The following is a 21,251-nucleotide window of genomic DNA, read 5'->3' on the forward strand; positions in this document are numbered from 1 at the left end:
AACCAGTGACCTCTTCCGTGTCAGGGAAGCGCTCTCCCGCTGAGCTAATCGCGCGAGGTGGAGACGGGAATCGAACCCGTGTGCACGGCTTTGCAGGCCGTTGCCTCACCACTCGGCCACTCCACCGTGAAGGTTGAGTCCAACCTCTCGAGCGGACGACGGGATTCGAACCCGCGACCCCAACCTTGGCAAGGTTGTGCGCTACCAGCTGCGCCACGTCCGCATGCACCGTGTAACTCGCGGAGAATGTTCTCCGTGGTGCGGTTGAGAACATTAGCCGACCATCCGCGATAGTTACAAATCTGCAGGTCAAGGCATCAGGCGGTGAACTACGCATGAACGACGCCGGGTCGCGGACGTGCCGCGGGCGGGGGTCGACACGAATCCCAACGACGTGATTTTCGTTCGGCCGCTCGGTCGTGTTAATGTTCCAACTCGTTCGAGCGCGAGTGTTTGGCGCGCTTCGGTCCCGTGGCTCAGTGGAAGAGCGTCCCGTTCACACCGGGGAGGTCGCTGGTTCGATCCCAGCCGGGACCACAGACAAGAAGAGGGCGTTTCCGAAAGCGGAAACGCCCTCTTCTTTTTCGTGTGCCCACCCCGATAATCGGTTGTTCCGGCTCGTCGGGGCGGCGGACAATGAACTCAGCCGGCCGAAATTTCCCGGGTGATCCGCTATCGAAGGACTGAGTCCCATGTTCCCCGTGAGGCTGGAAGGCACCACCGCGCCCACCTTGATGTGGGCGGAAGAGTGGACCATCGAGCAGGCTGCGTTGCAGCAGCTGCGGAACATGGCCGACCTGCCATGGGTCCACGGGGTGCGGGTCATGCCCGACGTCCATGTCGGCAAGGGTGCGACGGTCGGTTCGGTCATCGCGATGCGGGCGGCGGTCGCCCCGGCGGCGGTCGGCGTCGACATCGGGTGCGGAATGACGGCGGTCCGGACGGATGTGACCGCGAACGATCTGCCCGACAGCCTCCGGTCGATGCGGTCGCGCATCGAGCGTGCGGTGCCGGTCGGGTTCGCCATGCACGAGCGTTCGGTGAACGTCGGCGCCCTCGATGTCACGGACGCCGGGGGAGTGAAGACGGGATGGCACCGCTTCTGGCAGGAATTCGGTGACCTGCATTCCGGCGTCCAGTCCCGCGAGTCCAAGGCGATGAAGCAGATCGGCACGCTCGGCGGCGGCAATCACTTCATCGAGGTGTGCCTGTCCGACGCCGACGAGGTCTGGCTGATGCTCCACTCCGGGTCGCGCAACATCGGTAAGGAACTGGCGGAGCGGCACATCGCGGTGGCGCGGGCGTTGCCGCACAACCAGCGGCTGGTCGATCGCGATCTCGCGGTGTTCCTCGCCGGCAGCAAGGAGATGGACGCATACCGCCACGACCTGACGTGGGCGCAGGAGTACGCGGCCCGCAACCGTGCCGTCATGCTCACCTTGGTGATGCAGGCGTTCCGGCAGGCCCTGCCCGGCAGGACGGTGCGGTTCGACGAGCCGATCTCCTGCCACCACAACTACGTGTCGGAGGAGATCATCGACGGCGAGCCGATGCTCGTCACCCGTAAGGGCGCGATCCGGGCCGGTCGGGGTGATCTCGGACTCATCCCCGGCTCCATGGGCACCGGTTCCTACGTGGTGCGGGGCCTGGGCTCCGAGCTGTCCTTCAATTCGGCGTCACACGGGGCGGGACGGACGATGAGCCGCACGAAGGCGAAGAAGCGTTTCACCGTCGACGACCTCGTGCGGCAGACGTCCGGAGTCGAATCGCGCAAGGACGCGGGCGTGATCGACGAGATCCCCGGCGCCTACAAGGACATCGAGCAGGTGATCGAAGCGCAGGCCGATCTCGTCGAGGTCGTGGCCCACCTGCGGCAGGTCGTCTGTGTGAAGGGATGACCCGCGAGCGTGTGTGGCAGTGCGACGACGCGCCGCCGCAGGTCGCGGTCGGTAGGGTGGACTGGTGACTAGCGGAGAAGCTCGGCCGGGACCCGCGCCCGAGAACGTGGACGACTCGGATCTGTCCCCGTTCCAGGAAGTGGAGAGCCGCTGGCACCGGTGGCGAGCACACATCGCCGCGCGGCCGAGCCTCAACCTGGCGTACCGCATCGCGGTGGGGGTGATCGGCGCTCTCGTGCTGGCCGCCGGGATCGTTGCGATTCCCTATCCCGGCCCCGGCTGGCTGATCGTGTTCGCGGGGCTCGGGATTCTCGCATCCGAGTTCGCGTGGGCCCACCGGCTGCTGCACTATGCGCGCCGGCGATACGACAAGTTCATGGACTGGTTCTCGCGGCAGTCGCTGGTGGTCAAGGGGGCGGGTGCGCTGCTGACGTGTGCCGTCGTCCTCGCAACGCTGTGGTTGCTCGGCACGTTCGGTCTCGTCGGAACGTGGATCGGCCTCGACTACCCGTGGCTGGAGAGCCCGCTCTAGCCGGACGCGTGGTTGGGTGTGACTGCTGGGCCGATAACATGGGCTGGCACATTCACCATGTCTGCACCGCACACCTCACCTAGGAGAACATCGCCGTGAGCACCCCCGCATCCGCCGCCCCAGCCGCCCTCGTCCGGGTGCCCGCGGGGACTACGGCCGGTACCGCGGTTCGGGAGGCCGGCTACCCGAGCAAGGGCCCGGACGTCGTCGTCGTGGTCCGTGACGCGGAGGGCCAGCTCAAGGACCTGTCCTGGGTGCCCGACACCGACGTCGACGTCGAGCCGGTCGCGTCGAACACCGACGACGGCCGCAGCGTCATCCGCCACTCGGCGGCCCACGTGCTCGCGCAGGCCGTCCAACAGGAATTCCCCGAGGCGAAGCTGGGCATCGGTCCGCCGATCAAGGACGGCTTCTACTACGACTTCGCCGTCGATCGCCCGTTCACCCCCGACGACCTCGCGAGCCTCGAGAAGCGGATGAAGAAGATCATCAAGGGGTCGCAGCGGTTCTCCCGCAGGGTCGTCGAGTCGCTCGAGGAGGCGCGCGCCGAGCTGGCGAAGGAGCCCTTCAAGCTCGAACTGATCGACGACAAGTCGGGAATCGACGATCCGGAGATCATGGAGGTGGGCGGCAACGAGCTCACCATCTACGACAACCTGGACCCGCGGACCGGCGAGAAGGTGTGGGGCGACCTGTGCCGCGGCCCGCACATCCCCACCACCAAGCACATCCCGGCGTTCAAGCTCACCCGCAGTTCGGCGGCGTACTGGCGCGGTAACCAGGACAACGCCGATCTCCAGCGCATCTACGGCACCGCGTGGGAGTCGGCGGAGGCGCAGGAGCAACACCTGGAACTGCTCGCCGAGGCGGAGCGCCGCGACCACCGCAAGCTGGGGTCGGAACTCGACCTGTTCAGCTTCCCCGACGAACTCGGCTCCGGACTGCCCGTGTTCCATCCGCGGGGCGGGATCATCCGCACCGAGATGGAGGACTACTCCCGCAAGCGGCACGTCGAGGAGGGCTACGAGTTCGTCAACACCCCCCACATCACCAAGGGGCATCTCTACGAGGTGTCGGGTCACCTGGACTGGTACCGCGACGGCATGTTCCCGGCGATGCACATCGATGAGGAGCTGAACGAGGACGGCACCGTGCGCAAGCCGGGCCAGGACTACTACCTCAAGCCGATGAACTGCCCGATGCACAACCTGATCTTCCGCTCCCGCGGCCGGTCGTACCGCGAACTGCCGTTGCGGCTCTTCGAGTTCGGTTCGGTCTACCGGTACGAGAAGTCCGGTGTCGTCCACGGACTCACCCGCGTACGCGGCATGACGCAGGACGACGCGCACATCTACTGCACCCGCGAGCAGATGCGCGACGAACTGGCGACCACCCTGCAGTTCGTCCTCGGCCTGCTGAAGGACTACGGTCTCGACGACTTCTACCTCGAGCTGTCCACCAAGAACCCGGACAAGTTCGTCGGCGACGACGCCGTGTGGGAGGAAGCGACGGCGACGCTCGCCGAGGTCGCGGAGTCGTCGGGGCTGAACCTCGTCCCCGATCCGGGCGGCGCCGCGTTCTACGGACCGAAGATCTCGGTGCAGGTGCAGGACGCCCTGGGCCGCACCTGGCAGATGTCGACCATTCAGCTCGACTTCAACCTGCCCGAGCGTTTCGACCTCGAGTACACGGCCAACGACGGCACCAAGCAGCGTCCGGTCATGATCCACCGCGCCCTGTTCGGTTCCATCGAACGGTTCTTCGGCGTGCTCACCGAGCACTACGCGGGTGCGTTCCCGGCGTGGCTGGCGCCCGTCCAGGTCGTCGGTATCCCGGTGGCGGAGACGTTCGCCGACCACCTCTTCGACGTGGTGAAGCGGCTGAAGGCGGCCGGTATCCGCGCCGAGGTCGACGCGAGCGACGACCGCATGCAGAAAAAAATCTTCAACAACACGGCGCAGAAGGTGCCGTTCATGTTGCTGGCGGGTGCGCGCGACGTCGAGGCGGGCGCCGTCAGCTTCCGATTCCGCGACGGCACCCAGGTCAACGGGGTACCCGTGGACGACGCCGTGCGCATCGTCACCGACTGGATCAGTCGCCGCGAGAACGCCTCGCCGACGGCGGAACTGCTGCAACCCGGTAAGGAAGGGTGACGCACATGACCGGAGGTGACGACGTGACGGCCGACGAGATGCTCGGCGGCCCCGGCCGCCTCGTCGACCGTGGCCCCGGCGAACCCGATCACCTTCAGCGGATCTGGTCGCCGCACCGCATGTCGTACATCGCCGAGGCGCCGAAGTCGCGGGACACCCCGAACGAGCCGTTCATCGACATCCCGAAGATGGACGACGAGGACGGGTTGATCGTCGCCCGGGGTGAGCACGTCTACGCCGTGCTCAACCTGTACCCGTACAACCCGGGGCACCTGATGGTCGTTCCCTATCGCAAGGTCGCGGCGCTCGAAGACCTGACGGAAGAGGAGAGCGCCGAGTTGATGTCGTTCACGCAGCAGGCTCTGCGCGTGATCAAGCGGGTGTCGCGGCCGGACGGTTTCAACGTCGGCCTCAATCTCGGTGCGGCGGCGGGCGGTTCGCTTGCCGAGCACCTGCATCAGCACATCGTTCCGCGCTGGGGCGGGGACGCGAACTTCATCACGGTCCTCGCCGGGGTCAAGGTCATGCCGCAGTTGCTGCGCGAGACCCGGGGGCTGCTGGCGAAGGCCTGGAATGAATGACTCGATAGATGAATGACGCGCGAGTCGCTGACTCACGCGTTCGGGGTTCCTGGCAGGAAGTGAAGAACGGGGTGGAGAGGTGCTGAGCTTCTTCGGACGGGCATCCGTGTCCAAGGTGACGGCGCCATTGGGGAAGGCCCTGGTGAAGACCGGGCTCACTCCCGATTCCGTCACCGTCATCGGCACCGTGGCGACCGTGGCCGGCGCGGTCACGCTGTTTCCCAGCGGACATCTGTTCTGGGGAGCGATGTTCATCTGGCTGTTCGTCATGTTCGACATGCTCGACGGTGCCATGGCCCGCGCCCGCGGCGGTGGCACCCGGTACGGCGCCGTTCTCGACGCCACCTGCGACCGGGTGGCCGACGGTGCGATCTTCGCCGGTCTCGCCTGGTGGGCGGTTTATCACGAGAACAGCAAGCCGCTGCTGATCGCGACCCTGCTGTGCCTCGTCACCTCGCAGGTGATCTCGTACGCGAAGGCGCGCGCCGAGGCGAGTGGATTGTCCGCCGACGGCGGACTCATCGAACGACCCGATCGGCTGATCATCGTGCTGGTCGGAGCCGGCGTCACGGGGCTCGGAGTCCCGTGGGCCATTCATGTCGCGATGTGGTTGCTGTCGGTGGGCAGCATCATCACCGTGTTCCAGCGGGTACTGGCGGTCCGCCGGTCGCCGGGCGCGCGCGACGTGCTGCCCCTGCCGCCGACGGACACGACGCCGGCAGACGGACAGGCGAGCGAGCAGTGAGCGGCGTGTCGGAACGCATCAGTGACCTGGGGTACGCGATCGGCTGGCGGCTGGTTCGCGCGCTGCCGGAGAAGGTCGCGGTCGCCCTGTTCGACAGGGGAGCCGACTTCGCCGTCCGGAACGGCGGACCGGAGCAGCTGCGCCGCAATCTAGCCCGTGTGCTGGGTGTGCCCGCCGCGGAGGTGCCGGACACCCTGATGCAGGCCTCGATGCGGTCCTACGCGCGCTACTGGCGGGAAGCTTTCCGGCTGCCTTCGATGGACCTCGTGAAGACCGGCGCGGCCCTCGACGAGCTGATCGAGGGGCAGAAGCACCTCGACGCCGCGAAAGAAGTCGGCCGGGGCGCGATTCTGGCGCTGCCGCACAGCGGAAACTGGGACATGGCGGGTGTGTGGTGCGCCCAGCACTGGGGCGGTCTGTCCACGGTCGCCGAGCGGTTGAAGCCCGAGTCGCTGTACCAGCGGTTCGTCGACTACCGCGAAGGGCTCGGTTTCGAGATCTTTCCGCTCAGCGGGGGGGAGCACCCACCGTTCGTGGAACTGTCGGCCCGACTGCGGGACAACGGGATCGTGTGCCTCCTCGGTGAACGCGACCTGGCGAAGAAGGGTGTCCCCGTGACGTTCTTCGGGGAACAGACGCGGATGCCCGCCGGTCCCGCCAAGCTGGCGATCGACACCGGCGCGCCGCTGCTGCCGGTGCACTGCTGGTTCACGGACGGCGGGTGGGGTTTCCGCATCGACCCGCCGATCGACACCACCGCGGGGGTGGCCGCGGCGACCCAGGCACTGGCGGACCGGTTCGAGGCCAACATCGCGGCACATCCGGAGGACTGGCACATGCTGCAGCCGCTGTGGCTCTCCGATCTGTCCCAGGCAAGGCTCTCCCGCATGGAGAACTCGTGAAGATCGGAATGGTCTGCCCGTACTCGTTCGACGTCCCGGGCGGAGTGCAGGCTCACGTCGTCGACCTCGCGGAGGTCCTGATCGAGCGCGGGCACAAGGTGAGCGTCCTGGCGCCGGCGTCCGACGACGTCGACCTGCCCGACTTCGTCGTCTCCGCGGGCCGCGCCCTCGCCATTCCCTACAACGGCTCGGTGGCCCGGCTGAGTTTCGGCCCCGCCGCGAGCGCCCGCGTGCGGCGCTGGATCTCGGACAACAACTTCGACGTCCTGCACATCCACGAGCCCAACGCGCCGAGCCTGTCGATGCTCGCCATGCGCGTGGCCGAGGGGCCCATCGTGGCCACCTTCCACACGTCGACCACGAAGTCGTTGGTGCTGAGCACGTTTCAGGGTGTGCTCCAGCCCTACCTCGAGAAGATCAGCGGCCGCATCGCGGTGTCGGAACTCGCGCGACGCTGGCAGGTGGAATCACTCGGCTCCGATGCGGTCGAAATCCCCAACGGCGTCGACGTCTCGGCGTTCGCGAACGCCGAGCCGCTGCCCGGCTACCCGCGTCCCGGAAAGACCATCCTCTTCCTCGGACGCTACGACGAGCCCCGCAAGGGCATGGCGGTGCTTCTCAAGGCGCTGCCCACCCTGGTGGACAAGTATCCCGACCTCGAGGTGCTGGTGGTCGGCCGCGGCGACGAGGACAAGCTGCGCCGGGAGGCCGGCCCGGTCTTCGGGCACCTGCGTCTGCTCGGCCAGGTCGACGACGCCGAGAAGGCGTCGGCGCTGCGGAGCGCCGACGTGTACTGCGCACCCAACCTCGGCGGTGAGAGCTTCGGCATCGTGCTGGTCGAGGCGATGGCCGCGGGTGCCGCCGTCGTGGCGAGCGAACTGGACGCGTTCCGCCGCGTCCTGCGGGACGGGCAGGCGGGCGTCCTGGTGCCGGTCGGGGATGCGGCGGCGCTGGCCGCCGGGATCGACTCGGTGCTCGGTGACCCCGAGCGGAGCGCTGCGCTCACCGACTTCTCTCGGACGGTGGTCACCGAATACGACTGGCCGGTGGTGGCCGAACAGATCCTGCGCGTCTACGAGACGGTCACTGTCGGCCGCGACGGCGTCCGGGAGGTCGGCTCGTGACGTTCTCCGCCCTCACGATCCTGGTTCTCGCCCTGGTCGCAGCCGTCGTCCTGGCGATCGGCCTGTGGGCGTACGGGACGGCCAACCGCCTCGACCGACTGCACGTCCGCTCCGATCTGTCCTGGCAGGCCCTCGACGCGGCCCTCGCGCGCCGGGCGGTGGTCGTGCGGGCGGCCGCCGCGGCGATGGACCCACCCGAGGGCAGGTCGCTGGCCGCGCTGTCGGCCCGGGCGGAACGGTCGGACCGGGCAGACCGCGAGATCGCCGAGAACGCACTGTCCAGTGCGCTCTCGTCCCTCGACCCGGACACCCTGCGCCCCCAGCTGGTGGCGGAACTCGCCGATGCGGAGGCGCGGGTACTGATCGCCCGCCGATTCCACAACGACGCCGTCCGCGACACCCTCGCACTCCGCACCCGGCGACCCGTCCGATGGCTGCACCTCGGGGGCACGGCCCCGCTGCCGACCTACTTCGAGATCACCGAACGCTCGTCCGCCGCGGCGGTCACCGAGGGTCTGTCACTCGACTCCGTCCGGACCTCGGCCCGGGTGGTGCTGCTCGACGGCCAGGGCCGGGTCCTGCTGCTCCGGGGTCACGACCCCACCGTCCCCGACGTCTACTACTGGTTCACGATCGGCGGCGCCGTCGAGAAGGGGGAGAACCTGCGGGCGGCCGCTGTCCGGGAGATCGCCGAGGAGACCGGGCACACCGCGTCGCCCGAACAGCTGCGCGGACCCATGTGGCGTCGGGTGGCCATCTTCTCGTGGAACGGGCAGCTCATCCGCTCCGAGGAGCTGTTCTTCGCGCTGCGCACCGACGGGTTCGAGCCGCACCACGGGGGCTTCACCGAACTCGAGAACCGCACCATCACCGGTCACCGGTGGTGCACCGCGGACACGGTTCGTGAACTGGCGGCGGCAGGTGAAGCCGTGTACCCGCACGATCTCGCGGATCTCCTCGACGAAGCCGGCGCGGTGGCCTCGGCCGCGGACGAACCCGAGGTGCGCGCGATCACCTGAGCCGCCCGGGAGTCCGAAGAAAGCCAGCAATCGCGGACTGGCTACGGAAGTGGACTGCCGCTCGTCCTAGAATCGGGTACTGCAGCGTGAACGTCGTCGTTCACGCGTGCCGCTATCGAATCAATCCACGCCACAACCCAGGAGTTCGCTGTGAGCACCCCCGACACCACCCCCACCACCGGTACGGCGCGCGTCAAGCGTGGCATGGCCGAGATGTTGAAGGGCGGGGTCATCATGGACGTCGTCACCCCCGATCAGGCGAAGATCGCCGAGGACGCCGGTGCGGTGGCGGTCATGGCGCTCGAGCGGGTGCCCGCGGACATCCGGGCGCAGGGTGGGGTGTCCCGGATGAGTGATCCGGACATGATCGACGGCATCATCTCCGCGGTGTCGATCCCGGTGATGGCCAAGGCCCGGATCGGGCACTTCGTGGAGGCGCAGATCCTGCAGTCCCTCGGTGTCGACTATGTCGACGAGTCCGAGGTGCTGACCCCGGCCGACTACGCCAACCACATCGACAAGTGGAAGTTCACCGTCCCGTTCGTGTGTGGTGCCACCAATCTGGGTGAGGCGCTGCGGCGGATCACCGAGGGTGCGGCGATGATCCGGTCCAAGGGTGAGGCCGGGACCGGTGACGTGTCGAACGCGACCACGCACATGCGGACGATCGGTGGGGAGATCCGCCGGTTGACCTCGCTGAGCGAGGACGAGCTGTATGTGGCGGCGAAGGAGCTGCAGGCGCCGTACGACCTGGTCGTCGAGGTGGCCAAGGCCGGGAAGTTGCCGGTGACGATGTTCACTGCCGGTGGCATCGCCACCCCGGCGGATGCGGCGATGATGATGCAGCTCGGTGCGGAGGGTGTGTTCGTCGGGTCGGGCATCTTCAAGTCCGGTAATCCGGCGGAGCGGGCGGCGGCGATCGTGAAGGCGACCACGTTCTTCGACGACCCGGACGTGCTGGCGAAGGTCTCCCGCGGGCTGGGTGAGGCGATGGTCGGGATCAACGTCGACGACATCCCGGTCCCGCACCGGCTCGCCGAACGCGGCTGGTGATCCCCACGATCGATCTGTGATCGATCGCGGCGCTCCCGGCGCCGCACTGCTTCCGTTCGCACCGCACGAGGCCCTCACACGGGCCTCGTGCGGTGCGGTGCGCCGGTGCCCGGGACCCGTGTGAGAGTGTCAGCGGACGAGCATCGGAAGGGGCCGTGGATGGCGACGATCGAAGAGATCCTGGAAGTGGAACCCCTCGAGGAGAACCTCTTCCGAGGCATAGCGACCGAAACCATGCTTCCCCGGACGTTCGGCGGGCAGGTGGCCGGTCAGGCGCTGGTGGCGGCGGTCCGCACCGTCGACCCCCGCTTCATGGTGCATTCGCTGCACGGATACTTCCTCCGCCCCGGAAACCCCACGATGCCGATCGTGTACCTCGTGGACCGCATCCGGGACGGTCGGTCGTTCGTCACCCGGCGGGTCAGCGCCGTCCAGGACGGTCAGGCGATCTTCACGATGTCGGCGTCGTTCCAGGTCGAGGACGAGGGCATCGAGCACCAGGACGAGATGCCCGTGGTGCCGCCGCCCGATACCCTGCCGTTCGCCAGTGACTCCGACGACCCGGAAATCGCCTGGCTCGCCCAGGAGTGGTCCGACTGGGACATCCGGATGGTCGGCCACGGGGAGGTCGACCGCCGGCGCGGTGCGGCCGCTCAGCAGCAGGCGTGGTTCCGGTCCCGCAAGACGCTGCCCGACGACCCCGTCTTCCACGTCTGCGCACTGGCCTACATGAGCGACATGACGCTGATCGGTTCCGCCATGACCCCGCACCCCGGTGTCGAGATCAACGGTGCCTCACTCGATCACGCGCTGTGGTTCCTGCGACCGTTCCGGGCCGACGAGTGGCTGCTGTACGACCAGACGTCACCGTCCGCCGGTTTCGGTCGGGCGCTCGCGCAGGGCCGGATCTTCGACCGGAAGGGCAACCTGGTCGCTGCCGTCGTGCAGGAAGGGCTGACCCGGTTCCTGCGCACGACGTGAGCGGACTCAGCTGCCCGCCCGGACCGCGGGCCTCGGCGGATGGTCGTACCGCACCAGCAGGTCGGGTTCGACCGTGACGTCGGCCGCACGGCGCAGCAGGGCGGGCACGGTCCATCGTTGATCGGCCGGGGTGCGGCGCATCAGGGCTCCCTCGCCCAGATGGAGTTGCACCGTGACGTCGAAGTCGAGGTCCCGGCCGAGCAGCATCGGGCCGGCGACGAGAAGCACCTGACCGTCGGCCGCGGGAACGCGGGCGCAGCGGGCGGAGCGATCCTCGTCCTCGTCCCACAGGCGCGGCAACCACCGGCGGTCGGTGCGGACCGACCGCACCACCTCGCGGTTCAGGGCGTCGTAGTCGAACCAGAGGGTGCGGTAGCTGAGTTCGTCGTCGCGTCCCTGCTCGAACCGCAGGGAGGCGGGACGGACGTAGTCGTGGAGGGACACGACGTCACAGGGGCGGCCCTGCTCCCGCAGCGACGCGCACACCGCGTCCGCGAGGGGCAGGGGCTGCGCGCCGTCGGGCGCGTCGATCGCGACAACGGCGGTGCCGTGAACGGCGAGGCAGCGTTCGGTGACGAGGGCGACGAGACCGTCCGGGCTCGTCGGTGTGAATATCGTCATGGCACCCATCGTGCCTCGAGCCCGAACCGGGCGGATAACCTTGACCAGGCACAGAAGGAGGGCTCATGGCGAGCATCGAGGACGTTCTCGAACTCGAAGCGCTGGAGAAGGACATCTTCCGCGGCGCGGTTCATCCGTCTGTTCTGAAGAGGACGTTCGGTGGGCAGGTCGCGGGTCAGTCGCTGGTGTCCGCGGTCCGTACCGTCGACGAGGCGTTCAAGGTCCACTCCCTGCACGGGTACTTTCTGCGCCCCGGAAATCCCGCGAAACCCACCGTGTACCTGGTCGACCGGATCCGGGACGGCAGATCCTTCTGTACGCGGCGCGTCACCGGAATTCAGGACGGCAAGGCGATCTTCACCATGTCGGCGTCGTTCCACAGCGAGGACGAGGGCATCGAGCATCAGGACACGATGCCGTCCGTCCCCGCCCCCGAAGAGCTCGTCGACGCACAGACCCTCGAGGAGTTCGCCGCCACCGATCTCTACCGGGAGTGGAAGGAATGGGACGTCCGCATCGTTCCGGCCGACTCCACCGGGAAGACGCCCGGAATCGCCGCGCAGCAACGGGTGTGGATGCGGTACCGCAGCAAGCTGCCGGACGATCAGGTCTTCCACATCTGCACCCTCGCCTACCTCAGCGACATGACGCTCCTCGGCGCGTCGAAGGTCCCGCACCCGGGAGTGGTCACGCAGACGGCGTCGCTCGATCACGCCATGTGGTTCCTGCGCCCGTTCCGCGCCGACGAGTGGCTGCTCTACGACCAGACCTCACCCTCCGCCGGCTTCGGCCGCGCCCTCACCCAGGGCCGCATGTTCGACCGGAACGGCACCATGGTCGCCGCCGTAGTCCAGGAGGGGTTGACCCGCATCCAGCGCGATCAGGACAAGCGCGACATCGAGACAGGAAACATGGCATGACCCGTCCCCTCGTCGGAGTACTCGCCCTGCAGGGCGACGTCCGTGAACACCTTGCTGCACTGAACGATTCGGGTGCCGACGCCGTCGGCATCCGGCGCCCGGAGGAGCTCGAGAAGATCGACGGGCTGGTCATTCCGGGTGGCGAGTCGACGACGATGAGCAAGCTGCTGCAGATCTTCGAACTGCTCGAACCGCTGAAGGCGCGCCTGCACGACGGGTTGCCTGCCTACGGGTCCTGCGCCGGGATGATCCTCCTCGCGAGCGAGATCCTCGACACGAGGCCCGACGCGCAGCACCTCGGTGCGATCGACATGACGGTGCGCCGCAACGCCTTCGGTCGTCAGGTCGACTCCTTCGAGTCCGACCTCGAATTCGAGGGCATCGTCGGCGACCCGATGCGGGCCGTGTTCATCCGGGCACCGTGGGTGGAGCGCGTCGGCGACGACGTGCAGGTCCTCGCCCGCGTGCCCGAGTCGGGTGGCGCGGCCGCCGGACGGATCGTGGCCGTCCGGCAGGGTTCCGTGGTGGCCACGTCGTTCCACCCGGAAGTGACGGGCGACCGGCGGGTGCACGAGTTGTTCGTCGACATCGTCCGCGGGGTCTAACTCGCCGGGCGGGGCGCGACGAGTGTGTTGAGGAGCGCCGCACCCTGCGCGGCGCCGTCCACGGTTACCGCGAACGGGCGGCCGCCGGTGCGGGTCACCACGATGCCCTCGCCGGCGCGGATCACGACCGCGGTCCCGCGCGGCGTGAAGCGGTAGCCCCAGCCGCCCCATTCCGCGGGGCGGATCTCGGTGACCCGGGCCTCGTCGATCGAGTCGAGCGGGATCTTCCGCCAGCGCACGTTCCACGACGAGAGGGTCAGTCCCGTGCGGTCGATCTGCACGGTCACCGAGGCGAAGCCGCCGCCGGCGATCGTCAGGACGAGGAACAGGACGGCGAGCCAGAGCGCTCCCACCAGCGCGGAGACGACGGCGGCCACGGCCATGGCGAGAGCGAGCACGCCCGCCCACCGTCCGCGGGCATATCCGGTCCAGGCTGCCCGCTCGCCGGGCGTCAGGGGGACGGGCAGCGTCGGCGCTGCACCGTTCTCTGCGGAGTGCGACGTCCGGGGGAGCAGGGCGAACGTGGCGATCGCCCACACGATTCCCAAGAGGGGAACGATGATCCACCAGCCCAGCGTCGCCGCTTCGGGCGAGCCCGCCTCGATCGTGGCGGCGACGCTGACGATCCAGGCCGTGGCCACCGTCCACCCGATGAGAACGGTGGCGGGAAGCCAGAGCGCGGCGTCGGTGCGGGCCCGCGCCGCCACGGCGCCGGCGATCGCGGTGGCGGCCGCGCAGACGGCGGCAGCGATCCAGAAGTAGGTGGTCGTGTCGCTGAATCGGTCCGGTTCGGTGCCGGACCAGTGGCTGGCCACCACCGGCGGCAGTTCGCCGCTCCAGGCGAGTCTCGCGATCACGAGCGCGAGGAGGGGCACCGCCGAGGTTGCGGCGAGGAGGCGCGTTCGGGAGGTCGTCATTGTCTGGTGGTCTCCTTGATCACGTCGAGCATCTGTTCGGTGTCGAGTCCGAGGCGTCGTGCCTCGGACACGAAAGTGCGTGCGGCTTCGGTCAATCCGGTGTGTACCGGGTCCGTGTCGGCGCGGACGACCGCGCCCCGGCCCCGGCGGAGGTCGATCAGGCCCTCGTCGCGCAGCGCGGCGTACGCGCGCAGCACGGTGTGGAGGTTGACGTCGATGGACTCGGCCAGCGCCCGGGCGGAGGGGAGCCGATCGCCCGCGCCGATCTCGCCGCGCAGGAACGCGCCGCGCACATTGGCGGCGATCTGTTCACCCAGTGGGGTGGTGGAGCTGTGGTCGACCCGCATCAACATGTTTGCATTCTATGCAAACAATGCCGACTTATGCGAGTTGTTACCCCGGGAACGCGCAGGGGCGGCCGGGCTGCGGGTAACATCGTCAAAGCTGAAACCGCGCATTCGGCGTGCCAAAGGCAGCAGGAAAGGGGCTTGAATCGCATGAGCGGCCACTCCAAATGGGCCACCACCAAGCACAAGAAGGCTGTGATCGATGCCAAGCGTGGCAAAGCCTTCGCGAAGCTGATCAAGAACATCGAGGTGGCGGCCCGTACCGGCGGTGGCGATCCTGCGGGAAACCCCACCCTGTACGACGCCATCCAGAAGGCCAAGAAGACGTCGGTCCCCAACGACAACATCGAGCGCGCCCGCAAGCGCGGCGCCGGTGAAGAAGCGGGCGGCGCCGACTGGCAGACCATCATGTACGAGGGCTACGGACCCAACGGTGTCGCCGTCCTCATCGAGTGCCTGACCGACAACCGCAACCGTGCGGCCGGCGAGGTGCGTACCGCGATGACCCGCAACGGCGGCAACATGGCCGACCCCGGTTCCGTGTCCTACCTGTTCACGCGCAAGGGCGTCGTCACTCTGGAGAAGGGTGACCAGACCGAGGACGACGTGCTGATGGCGGTCCTCGATGCGGGTGCCGAAGAGGTCACCGACCTCGGCGACACGTTCGAGATCGTGAGCGAGCCCACCGACCTCGTCGCCGTCCGGAGCGCACTGCAGGAGGCGGGAATCGATTACGACTCCGCCGAGGCAGACTTCCGCGCGTCCGTCGAGGTCCCGGTCGACGCGGACGGAGCCCGCAAGGTGTTCAAGCTCGTCGACGCGCTCGAGGAGTCCGACGACGTCCAGAACGTCTACACCAACGTCGACCTGTCCGACGAGGTGCTCGCGGAACTCGACGACTGATCGCACGGCGCGGGGCGGGGGAGCGGTGCTCGCCCGCCCCGCCCCGTCCTGCGTGTTGATGCGCCGACTCGTCCGACCCCACGGCTAAGCTATCGAACAGCTGTTCGGCGTGGGAGAGGTGGCTTTGCGTGCGTGTGCTGGGTGTGGATCCCGGTCTGACCCGGTGCGGATTCGGAGTGGTGGACGGCGGGAGCGGCCGCACCGTCACCCCGATCGCCGTCGACGTGGTCCGGACCCCGGCCGACCTCGAGTTGGCGTCCAGGCTGCTGCGCATCTCCGAAGCGGCCGAATCGTGGATCGATCTGCACCGGCCCGAGGTCGTGGCGATCGAGCGGGTGTTCTCCCAGCACAACGTGCGCACCGCGATGGGCACCGCGCAGGCGGGTGGCGTCGTCGCCCTCGCCGCCGCGCGCCGCGGCATCCCCGTGTGTTTCCATACCCCCAGTGAGGTCAAGGCCGCCGTCACCGGGAGCGGCTCGGCAGACAAAGCTCAGGTGACGGCGATGGTGACGCGCATCCTCAAACTGGCGGCCGCACCCAAACCGGCCGACGCGGCGGACGCGCTGGCACTGGCGATCTGCCATTGCTGGCGGGCTCCGATGATCGAACGCATGGCCCGCGCCGAAGCCGCCGCCGCCGAACAGAAACGTCGCTACCAGGCCCGACTGGCCGAAGTGAAGAAGGCAGGTACACGATGATCGCGTCCGTCCGCGGCGAGGTGCTCGAGATCGCCCTCGACCATGCGGTGATCGAATCCGCCGGAGTGGGATACCGCGTGAACGCGACGCCGGCCACCCTCGGCGGACTGCAGCGGGGAACCGAGGCCCGGCTGGTCACGGCGATGATCGTCCGCGAGGACTCGATGACGCTGTACGGGTTCCCCGACTCGGAGTCCAAGGAGTTGTTCGGGCTGCTCCAGACCGTGTCCGGAGTCGGCCCGCGCCTGGCGATGGCGACCCTCGCCGTCCTCGAACCCGACGCGTTGCGGGCAGCGCTGGCCGAGGGCAACGTCACGGCGCTCACGCGGGTGCCGGGCATCGGCAAGCGCGGGGCGGAGCGGATGGTCGTCGAACTGCGCGACAAGGTCGACGCCGTCGCGTCCACGTCCGGGGCGGTGCCGCTCGGTGTGGGCGGCGGCGGATCGGTCCGCGACCAGATCGTCGAAGCCCTCGTCGGGCTCGGATTCCCCGCCAAGCAGGCCGAACAGTCCACCGACGCCGTCCTCGCCGAGGCGCCCGAGTCGACCACGTCGTCCGCGCTGCGCTCCGCCCTCTCCCTGCTCGGGAAGACCAGATGAATCCCGAACCCGGCGGCGACTACGACGAGGAGTCCCCGGTCTCGGCCGATCTCGTCGCCGGCGACGGCGACATCGAGGCCAGCCTGCGGCCGAAGAACCTCCACGACTTCATCGGGCAACCGCGGGTCCGGGAGCAGTTGCAACTCGTCCTGACCGGCGCCAAGATGCGCGGCGGCACCCCCGACCACATCCTCCTCTCGGGTCCGCCCGGGCTGGGGAAGACCAGCATGGCGATGATCATCGCCGCCGAACTGGGATCCTCGCTGAGGCTGACGTCGGGTCCGGCGCTGGAACGGGCGGGCGATCTGGCCGCCATGCTGAGCAATCTCGTCGAGGGCGACGTGCTGTTCATCGACGAGATCCACCGCATCGCCCGGCCTGCCGAAGAGATGCTCTACCTCGCGATGGAGGACTTCCGGGTCGACGTCGTGGTCGGCAAGGGGCCCGGTGCCACGTCCATTCCCCTCGAGGTCGCGCCGTTCACCCTGGTCGGGGCCACCACGCGCTCCGGGGCACTTACCGGACCGCTGCGCGACCGGTTCGGCTTCACCGCACACATGGACTTCTACGAACCCGCGGAACTGAAGCAGATCCTCATGCGATCGGCGGGCATTCTCGGAGTGCAACTCGGCGAGGAGGCCGGCGCCGAGATCGCGAGCCGGTCCCGGGGCACGCCCCGCATCGCCAACCGCCTCCTCCGCCGCGTTCGCGACTACGCCGAGGTCCGGGCGGACGGCGTCGTCACCCGGGAGATCGCCCATGCTGCCCTCGCCGTCTACGACGTCGACCAACTGGGACTCGACCGTCTCGACCGGTCCGTTCTCAGTGCCCTCGTGCGCAGCTTCGGCGGCGGCCCGGTCGGGGTGTCCACCCTGGCCGTCGCGGTCGGTGAGGAGCCCGCCACCGTCGAGGAGGTGTGTGAGCCCTTCCTCGTCCGCGCCGGAATGATCGCCCGGACACCCCGCGGCCGTGTCGCCACGGCCGCCGCGTGGACGCAACTGGGCCTGACCCCGCCGCCCGACGCTGTGACCGGCGGAATCGAGGTCCGCGTCAACGAGCCGCAGGCCTCCCTGTTCGATCCGGAAGACCCCTGATCGACCCCCGGAGAAACGCCCGCCTCGTGCCGAGCGAACCGGTGTCCGGGCCGGTGATGGCACACTGGTGTATTGCATCGGTCCAACCGGGACCAGTGCTTCGGACCGTGCGACATACCTCGAGGTTGACTTACAGATGGATTTTCTCTTCCCGCTCCTGATTCTGGCGCTGCTCGTCCCCATGTTCCTGGGGATCCGCCGACAGAAGAAGGAGGCGGCCAAGGTGAGCGCTCTGCAGGACTCGCTCTCGGTCGGCGACCGCGTCCTCACGACTGCCGGTCTGCACGGCACCGTCGTCGCACTCGGCGACGAGACGATCAACCTCGAGATCGCTCCCGGCGTGGTCACCACATGGTCGCGTCTCGTGGTCCGCGAGCAGATCGTCGACGCCCCGCTGCAGGGTGACGGTTCCATCGACCACGAATCGATCGACGCCGAGGCCCCCGCCACCGACATCGTGCGCGAGGATCGCGAGAACGGCGGCGACAGCACGCCGCGGCTGAACAAGGATTGATCGACGCTTCCGCGGCGTAATTGCGCAGCCGTCGCGTCGCAGGCGCCCCGGGCGCGGCAACCGGGGCACAGCCCTGCGTCTGCCGGCCTGGTGCGCTGTGAACGTTCCCACCCGAACTGCACGTACTGAGGAGACATAGAGATCGTGGCACCTTCCACAGGATCGGTGCATCCCGTCCGCTACCTCACCGTTTTCGCGGTGCTCGTGGCGGTTCTGTATGCCCTGGTGTTCTTCACCGGCGACAAGTCCGCGACACCCAAGCTGGGCATCGACCTGCAAGGTGGGACCCGAGTCACCCTCACCGCACGCACCCCGGACGGCAGCAAGCCGACGCCGGACAGCCTGCGGCAGGCCCAGGAGATCATCGAGACCCGTGTGAACGGACTCGGCGTGTCCGGCTCCGAGGTGGTCATCGACGGCGACAACCTCGTCATCACCGTCCCCGGCGACGACAGCGCACAGGCGCGTTCGCTCGGCCAGACGGCGCGGTTGTACGTCCGTCCCGTCCAGACGTCGCAGGCCGCGGCTCCTGCCGGCACGCAGGCACCCGCCGCCGGTGAGACGCCGGCCCCGACTCCCGCCGGAACCGAGACTCCTGCGCCCCAGAACCGGCCGTTCCCGGCTCAGGATCCGTCGACCTCTCCCGAGCCGGCTCCGACCGCGGAACCGGCGCCCGCCGACGCGTCCGGTACCGAGACCGCCGAGGCGGCCGATGAGATCGCGGCAGCGCGGGCCACGCGTCAGAGCACCGACCCGGCCGTACAGCAGCAGGCCATGGCGACACTCGACTGCAGCGTGCCCGACCCGCTGCGTGGCAACGATGACCCGGCCCTGCCGCTCGTCGCGTGCTCCACCGACGGTCAGGCCGTGTACCTGCTCGAACCGGCGATCATCGACGGACAGGAGATCGCCGACGCGACGTCCGGCTACAACTCCCAGCAGTCGCGGCACGAGGTGAGCCTGACGTTCAAGTCCGAGGGCAGCAACACCTGGGCCACGTTCACGTCGCAGAACATCGGCAAGCAGGCCGCGTTCACGCTCGACTCCAAGGTGGTGAGCGCACCGGTCGTCCAGGGCGCGACACCCGCAGGCAGCTCGACGTCGATCACCGGCTCGTTCACCGCGGAAAGCGCGAAAGAACTCGCGAACACCCTGAAGTACGGCTCGCTGCCGCTGTCGTTCGCGGCGTCGGAGGCGGAGACCGTGTCGGCGACGCTGGGTCTCGCCTCGCTGGAGGCCGGTCTCATCGCCGGTCTGGTGGGTCTGGTCCTGGTGCTGCTCTACTGCCTGCTCTACTACCGCATGCTCGGGGTGCTGACGGCGCTGTCGCTGGTGCTGTCCGGTGTGATGGTCTACGCGATCATGGTGCTGCTCGGCCGGTACATCAATTTCACCCTCGACCTCGCGGGCATCGCCGGTTTGATCATCGGTATCGGTATGACCGCGGACTCGTTCGTGGTGTTCTTCGAGAGAATCAAGGACGAGATGCGGGAGGGACGCAGTTTCCGGTCCGCGGTTCCGCGCGGCTGGGCCCGTGCACGCCGGACCATCCTGTCCGGTAACGCGGTCAGCTTCATCGCCGCCGCGGTGCTGTACGTCCTCGCAATCGGCCAGGTGCGCGGCTTCGCGTTCACCCTCGGCCTGACCACCGTCCTCGATGTCGTCGTGGTGTTCCTGGTGACGTGGCCGCTGGTCCACCTGGCCTCGAAGTCGCCGTTCTGGTCGAAGCCCGGTGTCAACGGGCTGGGTGCCGTGCAGCAGATCGCCAAGGAACGCAAGGCTGCCGCAGCGTCGGCGAAGGAGTCACGAGTATGAGCGAATCGACCACGTCCCAGTCTGCGTCGCAGACGGACCCCGAGTCTTCGCTGTCCGATTCGGGCGTCAACCAGTCGTCGATGCCCCAGCACAGCCTGCTGTCGCGGCTCTACACCGGAACCGGCGCCTTCGAGGTGGTCGGGCGGCGGCGCTTCTACTACATCCTGACCGGCACGATCGTGTTGGTCTCGTTGCTGAGCATCCTCGTCCGCGGGTTCACCCTGGGTATCGATTTCGAGGGTGGATCGCGGATCCAGTTCCCCGCCGGCGGCGGGGTGGAGACCGCGCAGGTGGAGGAGGTCTACTCCGAGGCGCTGGGCATGGATCCCGTCTCGGTGCAGACGGTGGGCTCGGGTTCGAGCGCGACCGTGCAGATCCGCTCCGAGGCACTCGACGCGGCGCAGGTGGTGACGCTTCAGGACGCGTTGTACGACGAGTTCCAGCCGAAGGACAGTGACGGCAACGTCAGCAAGAACGTGATCAGCATCGCCGACGTCAGCGAGACGTGGGGCGGGCAGATCACCCAGAAGGCGCTGATCGCGCTGCTTGTGTTCCTGGTGATCGTGAGCGTGTACATCGCAGTCCGGTTCGAGCGTGCCATGGCGATCGCCGCGATCGTCGCGCTGTTCTTCGACATCGCCGTGACCGCCGGTGTGTATTCGCTCGTCGGCTTCGAGGTGACCCCGGCGACCGTCATCGGTCTGCTGACCATTCTCGGTTTCTCGCTCTACGACTCGGTGGTGGTGTTCGACAAGGTCGAGGAGAACACGCGCGGGATTCTGCACCTGACCCGTCGCACCTACGCCGAGCAGGCGAACCTGGCGATCAACCAGACGCTGATGCGGTCCATCAACACCACGCTGATCAGCGTGTTGCCGGTGCTCGCGCTGATGGTGGTCGCGGTCTGGATGCTCGGTGTCGGAACGCTGAAGGACCTGGCGCTGGTGCAGCTCGTCGGCATCATCGTCGGCGCCTATTCGTCGATCTTCTTCGCGACCCCCCTGCTGGTCACGCTGAAGGAGCGGTGGGGTCCGGTGGCCGCGCACACGCGCAAGGTCCTCGCTCGCCGAGCGACCCTGGCACAGGGGGGTGCCCAGAAGGCCGGTACCCCGGCGGCCGAAGTCGCAGCATCCGCGGCGGTCGCCGCCGTCCCGCGCCGCCGGTCGGCGGCGACCGCACCCACTCCGGGCTCACGTCCCACCGGGAAGCGCAACAAGAAGAGGCACTGAC

At 68.3% G+C, this 21,251-nt stretch carries 22 protein-coding genes and 3 tRNA genes; 20 read left to right on the top strand and 5 right to left on the bottom strand.

The window, feature by feature from the left end; all coding sequences use genetic code 11:
* Positions 1 to 55: 55 nt before the first annotated feature.
* Both QM806_RS36645 and QM806_RS36650 read right to left on the bottom strand, forming a co-directional pair.
* A tRNA-Cys gene (locus QM806_RS36645) sits at positions 56 to 126 on the bottom strand.
* A gap of 24 nt (positions 127 to 150) precedes the next feature.
* Positions 151 to 223: transfer RNA gene (locus tag QM806_RS36650), tRNA-Gly, on the bottom strand.
* Positions 224 to 465: 242 nt separating this feature from the next.
* Between QM806_RS36650 and QM806_RS36655 the strand changes: the two genes are divergently transcribed.
* The 11 genes from QM806_RS36655 to QM806_RS36705 all read left to right on the top strand — a co-directional run bounded on the left by QM806_RS36655 (position 466) and on the right by QM806_RS36705 (position 10,988).
* Positions 466 to 537 (top strand) — tRNA-Val (locus QM806_RS36655).
* 155 nt (positions 538 to 692) lie between these two features.
* A complete protein-coding gene (locus QM806_RS36660; RefSeq protein WP_005565705.1) occupies positions 693 to 1,898 on the top strand; it encodes an RtcB family protein in 1,206 nt (401 codons plus the stop codon).
* A 106-nt stretch (positions 1,899 to 2,004) separates the two neighbouring features.
* Entirely contained in the window at positions 2,005 to 2,430 is a 426-nt protein-coding gene (locus tag QM806_RS36665) for a TIGR02611 family protein (RefSeq protein WP_005265467.1), read from the top strand.
* A 95-nt stretch (positions 2,431 to 2,525) separates the two neighbouring features.
* On the top strand, positions 2,526 to 4,583 hold the full coding sequence (gene thrS / locus QM806_RS36670) for a threonine--tRNA ligase (protein WP_005565704.1): 2,058 nt from the start codon (positions 2,526 to 2,528) through the stop codon (positions 4,581 to 4,583).
* Between the two features lie 5 nt (positions 4,584 to 4,588).
* A complete protein-coding gene (locus tag QM806_RS36675; RefSeq protein WP_005240964.1) occupies positions 4,589 to 5,164 on the top strand; it encodes an ATP adenylyltransferase in 576 nt (191 codons plus the stop codon).
* A 79-nt stretch (positions 5,165 to 5,243) separates the two neighbouring features.
* On the top strand, positions 5,244 to 5,909 hold the full coding sequence (pgsA, locus tag QM806_RS36680; protein WP_005565703.1) for a phosphatidylinositol phosphate synthase: 666 nt from the start codon (positions 5,244 to 5,246) through the stop codon (positions 5,907 to 5,909).
* On the top strand, positions 5,906 to 6,811 hold the full coding sequence (locus QM806_RS36685) for a phosphatidylinositol mannoside acyltransferase (RefSeq protein WP_054248402.1): 906 nt from the start codon (positions 5,906 to 5,908) through the stop codon (positions 6,809 to 6,811). Before pgsA ends, QM806_RS36685 begins: the two co-directional genes overlap by 4 nt.
* Positions 6,808 to 7,935 (top strand): glycosyltransferase family 4 protein, encoded by a 1,128-nt coding sequence (locus QM806_RS36690; protein WP_054248401.1) that lies wholly within the window; start codon positions 6,808 to 6,810, stop codon positions 7,933 to 7,935. The genes QM806_RS36685 and QM806_RS36690 overlap by 4 nt, the downstream gene beginning before the upstream one ends.
* A complete protein-coding gene (locus QM806_RS36695; protein WP_054248400.1) occupies positions 7,932 to 8,954 on the top strand; it encodes an NUDIX hydrolase in 1,023 nt (340 codons plus the stop codon). Before QM806_RS36690 ends, QM806_RS36695 begins: the two co-directional genes overlap by 4 nt.
* A gap of 150 nt (positions 8,955 to 9,104) precedes the next feature.
* The gene (gene pdxS, locus QM806_RS36700) at positions 9,105 to 10,007 is read left to right on the top strand and encodes a pyridoxal 5'-phosphate synthase lyase subunit PdxS (RefSeq protein ID WP_005565691.1); all 903 of its coding nucleotides are present in this window, start codon (positions 9,105 to 9,107) and stop codon (positions 10,005 to 10,007) included.
* Positions 10,008 to 10,166: 159 nt separating this feature from the next.
* Positions 10,167 to 10,988, top strand: coding sequence for an acyl-CoA thioesterase (locus QM806_RS36705; RefSeq protein WP_054248930.1), 822 nt, complete (start codon positions 10,167 to 10,169; stop codon positions 10,986 to 10,988).
* 6 nt (positions 10,989 to 10,994) lie between these two features.
* Here the strand turns inward: QM806_RS36705 and QM806_RS36710 are convergent, their stop codons facing one another.
* Complete coding sequence (locus QM806_RS36710; protein ID WP_065490682.1) at positions 10,995 to 11,618, bottom strand: nucleoside/nucleotide kinase family protein; 624 nt, start codon at positions 11,616 to 11,618, stop codon at positions 10,995 to 10,997.
* Between the two features lie 56 nt (positions 11,619 to 11,674).
* Here QM806_RS36710 and tesB point away from each other — a divergent pair, with 56 nt between their 5' ends.
* Both tesB and pdxT read left to right on the top strand, forming a co-directional pair.
* A complete protein-coding gene (tesB, locus tag QM806_RS36715; RefSeq protein WP_005260880.1) occupies positions 11,675 to 12,529 on the top strand; it encodes an acyl-CoA thioesterase II in 855 nt (284 codons plus the stop codon).
* On the top strand, positions 12,526 to 13,134 hold the full coding sequence (gene pdxT / locus QM806_RS36720; RefSeq protein WP_005240983.1) for a pyridoxal 5'-phosphate synthase glutaminase subunit PdxT: 609 nt from the start codon (positions 12,526 to 12,528) through the stop codon (positions 13,132 to 13,134). Before tesB ends, pdxT begins: the two co-directional genes overlap by 4 nt.
* On the opposite strand, the gene QM806_RS36725 is transcribed toward pdxT, so the two are convergent.
* Entirely contained in the window at positions 13,131 to 14,051 is a 921-nt protein-coding gene (locus QM806_RS36725) for a hypothetical protein (RefSeq protein ID WP_065490684.1), read from the bottom strand. The two genes, pdxT and QM806_RS36725, sit on opposite strands and share 4 nt — an antisense overlap.
* Positions 14,048 to 14,404, bottom strand: a complete 357-nt coding sequence (locus tag QM806_RS36730; protein ID WP_005240987.1) for a GntR family transcriptional regulator — start codon at positions 14,402 to 14,404, stop codon at positions 14,048 to 14,050. The genes QM806_RS36725 and QM806_RS36730 overlap by 4 nt, the downstream gene beginning before the upstream one ends.
* Before the next feature lie 144 nt (positions 14,405 to 14,548).
* On the opposite strand from QM806_RS36730, the gene QM806_RS36735 reads away from it, so the two are divergent.
* The 7 genes from QM806_RS36735 (at position 14,549) to secF (ending at position 21,250) form a co-directional block, all read left to right on the top strand.
* On the top strand, positions 14,549 to 15,301 hold the full coding sequence (locus QM806_RS36735; RefSeq protein WP_005260882.1) for a YebC/PmpR family DNA-binding transcriptional regulator: 753 nt from the start codon (positions 14,549 to 14,551) through the stop codon (positions 15,299 to 15,301).
* Between the two features lie 128 nt (positions 15,302 to 15,429).
* Complete coding sequence (gene ruvC, locus QM806_RS36740; protein WP_005240990.1) at positions 15,430 to 15,999, top strand: crossover junction endodeoxyribonuclease RuvC; 570 nt, start codon at positions 15,430 to 15,432, stop codon at positions 15,997 to 15,999.
* Positions 15,996 to 16,598 carry a Holliday junction branch migration protein RuvA gene (gene ruvA / locus QM806_RS36745; RefSeq protein ID WP_065490686.1) on the top strand — a complete coding sequence of 201 codons (603 nt, stop codon included), beginning with the start codon at positions 15,996 to 15,998 and terminating at the stop codon, positions 16,596 to 16,598. The genes ruvC and ruvA overlap by 4 nt, the downstream gene beginning before the upstream one ends.
* Complete coding sequence (ruvB, locus tag QM806_RS36750) at positions 16,595 to 17,692, top strand: Holliday junction branch migration DNA helicase RuvB (protein ID WP_005564209.1); 1,098 nt, start codon at positions 16,595 to 16,597, stop codon at positions 17,690 to 17,692. Before ruvA ends, ruvB begins: the two co-directional genes overlap by 4 nt.
* Before the next feature lie 136 nt (positions 17,693 to 17,828).
* A complete protein-coding gene (gene yajC, locus QM806_RS36755) occupies positions 17,829 to 18,206 on the top strand; it encodes a preprotein translocase subunit YajC (RefSeq protein WP_120659205.1) in 378 nt (125 codons plus the stop codon).
* Between the two features lie 144 nt (positions 18,207 to 18,350).
* On the top strand, positions 18,351 to 20,021 hold the full coding sequence (gene secD, locus QM806_RS36760; protein WP_043788493.1) for a protein translocase subunit SecD: 1,671 nt from the start codon (positions 18,351 to 18,353) through the stop codon (positions 20,019 to 20,021).
* Positions 20,018 to 21,250 (top strand): protein translocase subunit SecF, encoded by a 1,233-nt coding sequence (gene secF / locus QM806_RS36765; RefSeq protein WP_120659204.1) that lies wholly within the window; start codon positions 20,018 to 20,020, stop codon positions 21,248 to 21,250. Before secD ends, secF begins: the two co-directional genes overlap by 4 nt.
* The last annotated feature ends 1 nt before the right edge of the window (position 21,251 follow it).

Origin of the sequence: Rhodococcus sp. IEGM 1351 (genome assembly GCF_030056875.1) — a bacterium.
Classification (GTDB): domain Bacteria; phylum Actinomycetota; class Actinomycetes; order Mycobacteriales; family Mycobacteriaceae; genus Rhodococcus_F; species Rhodococcus_F opacus.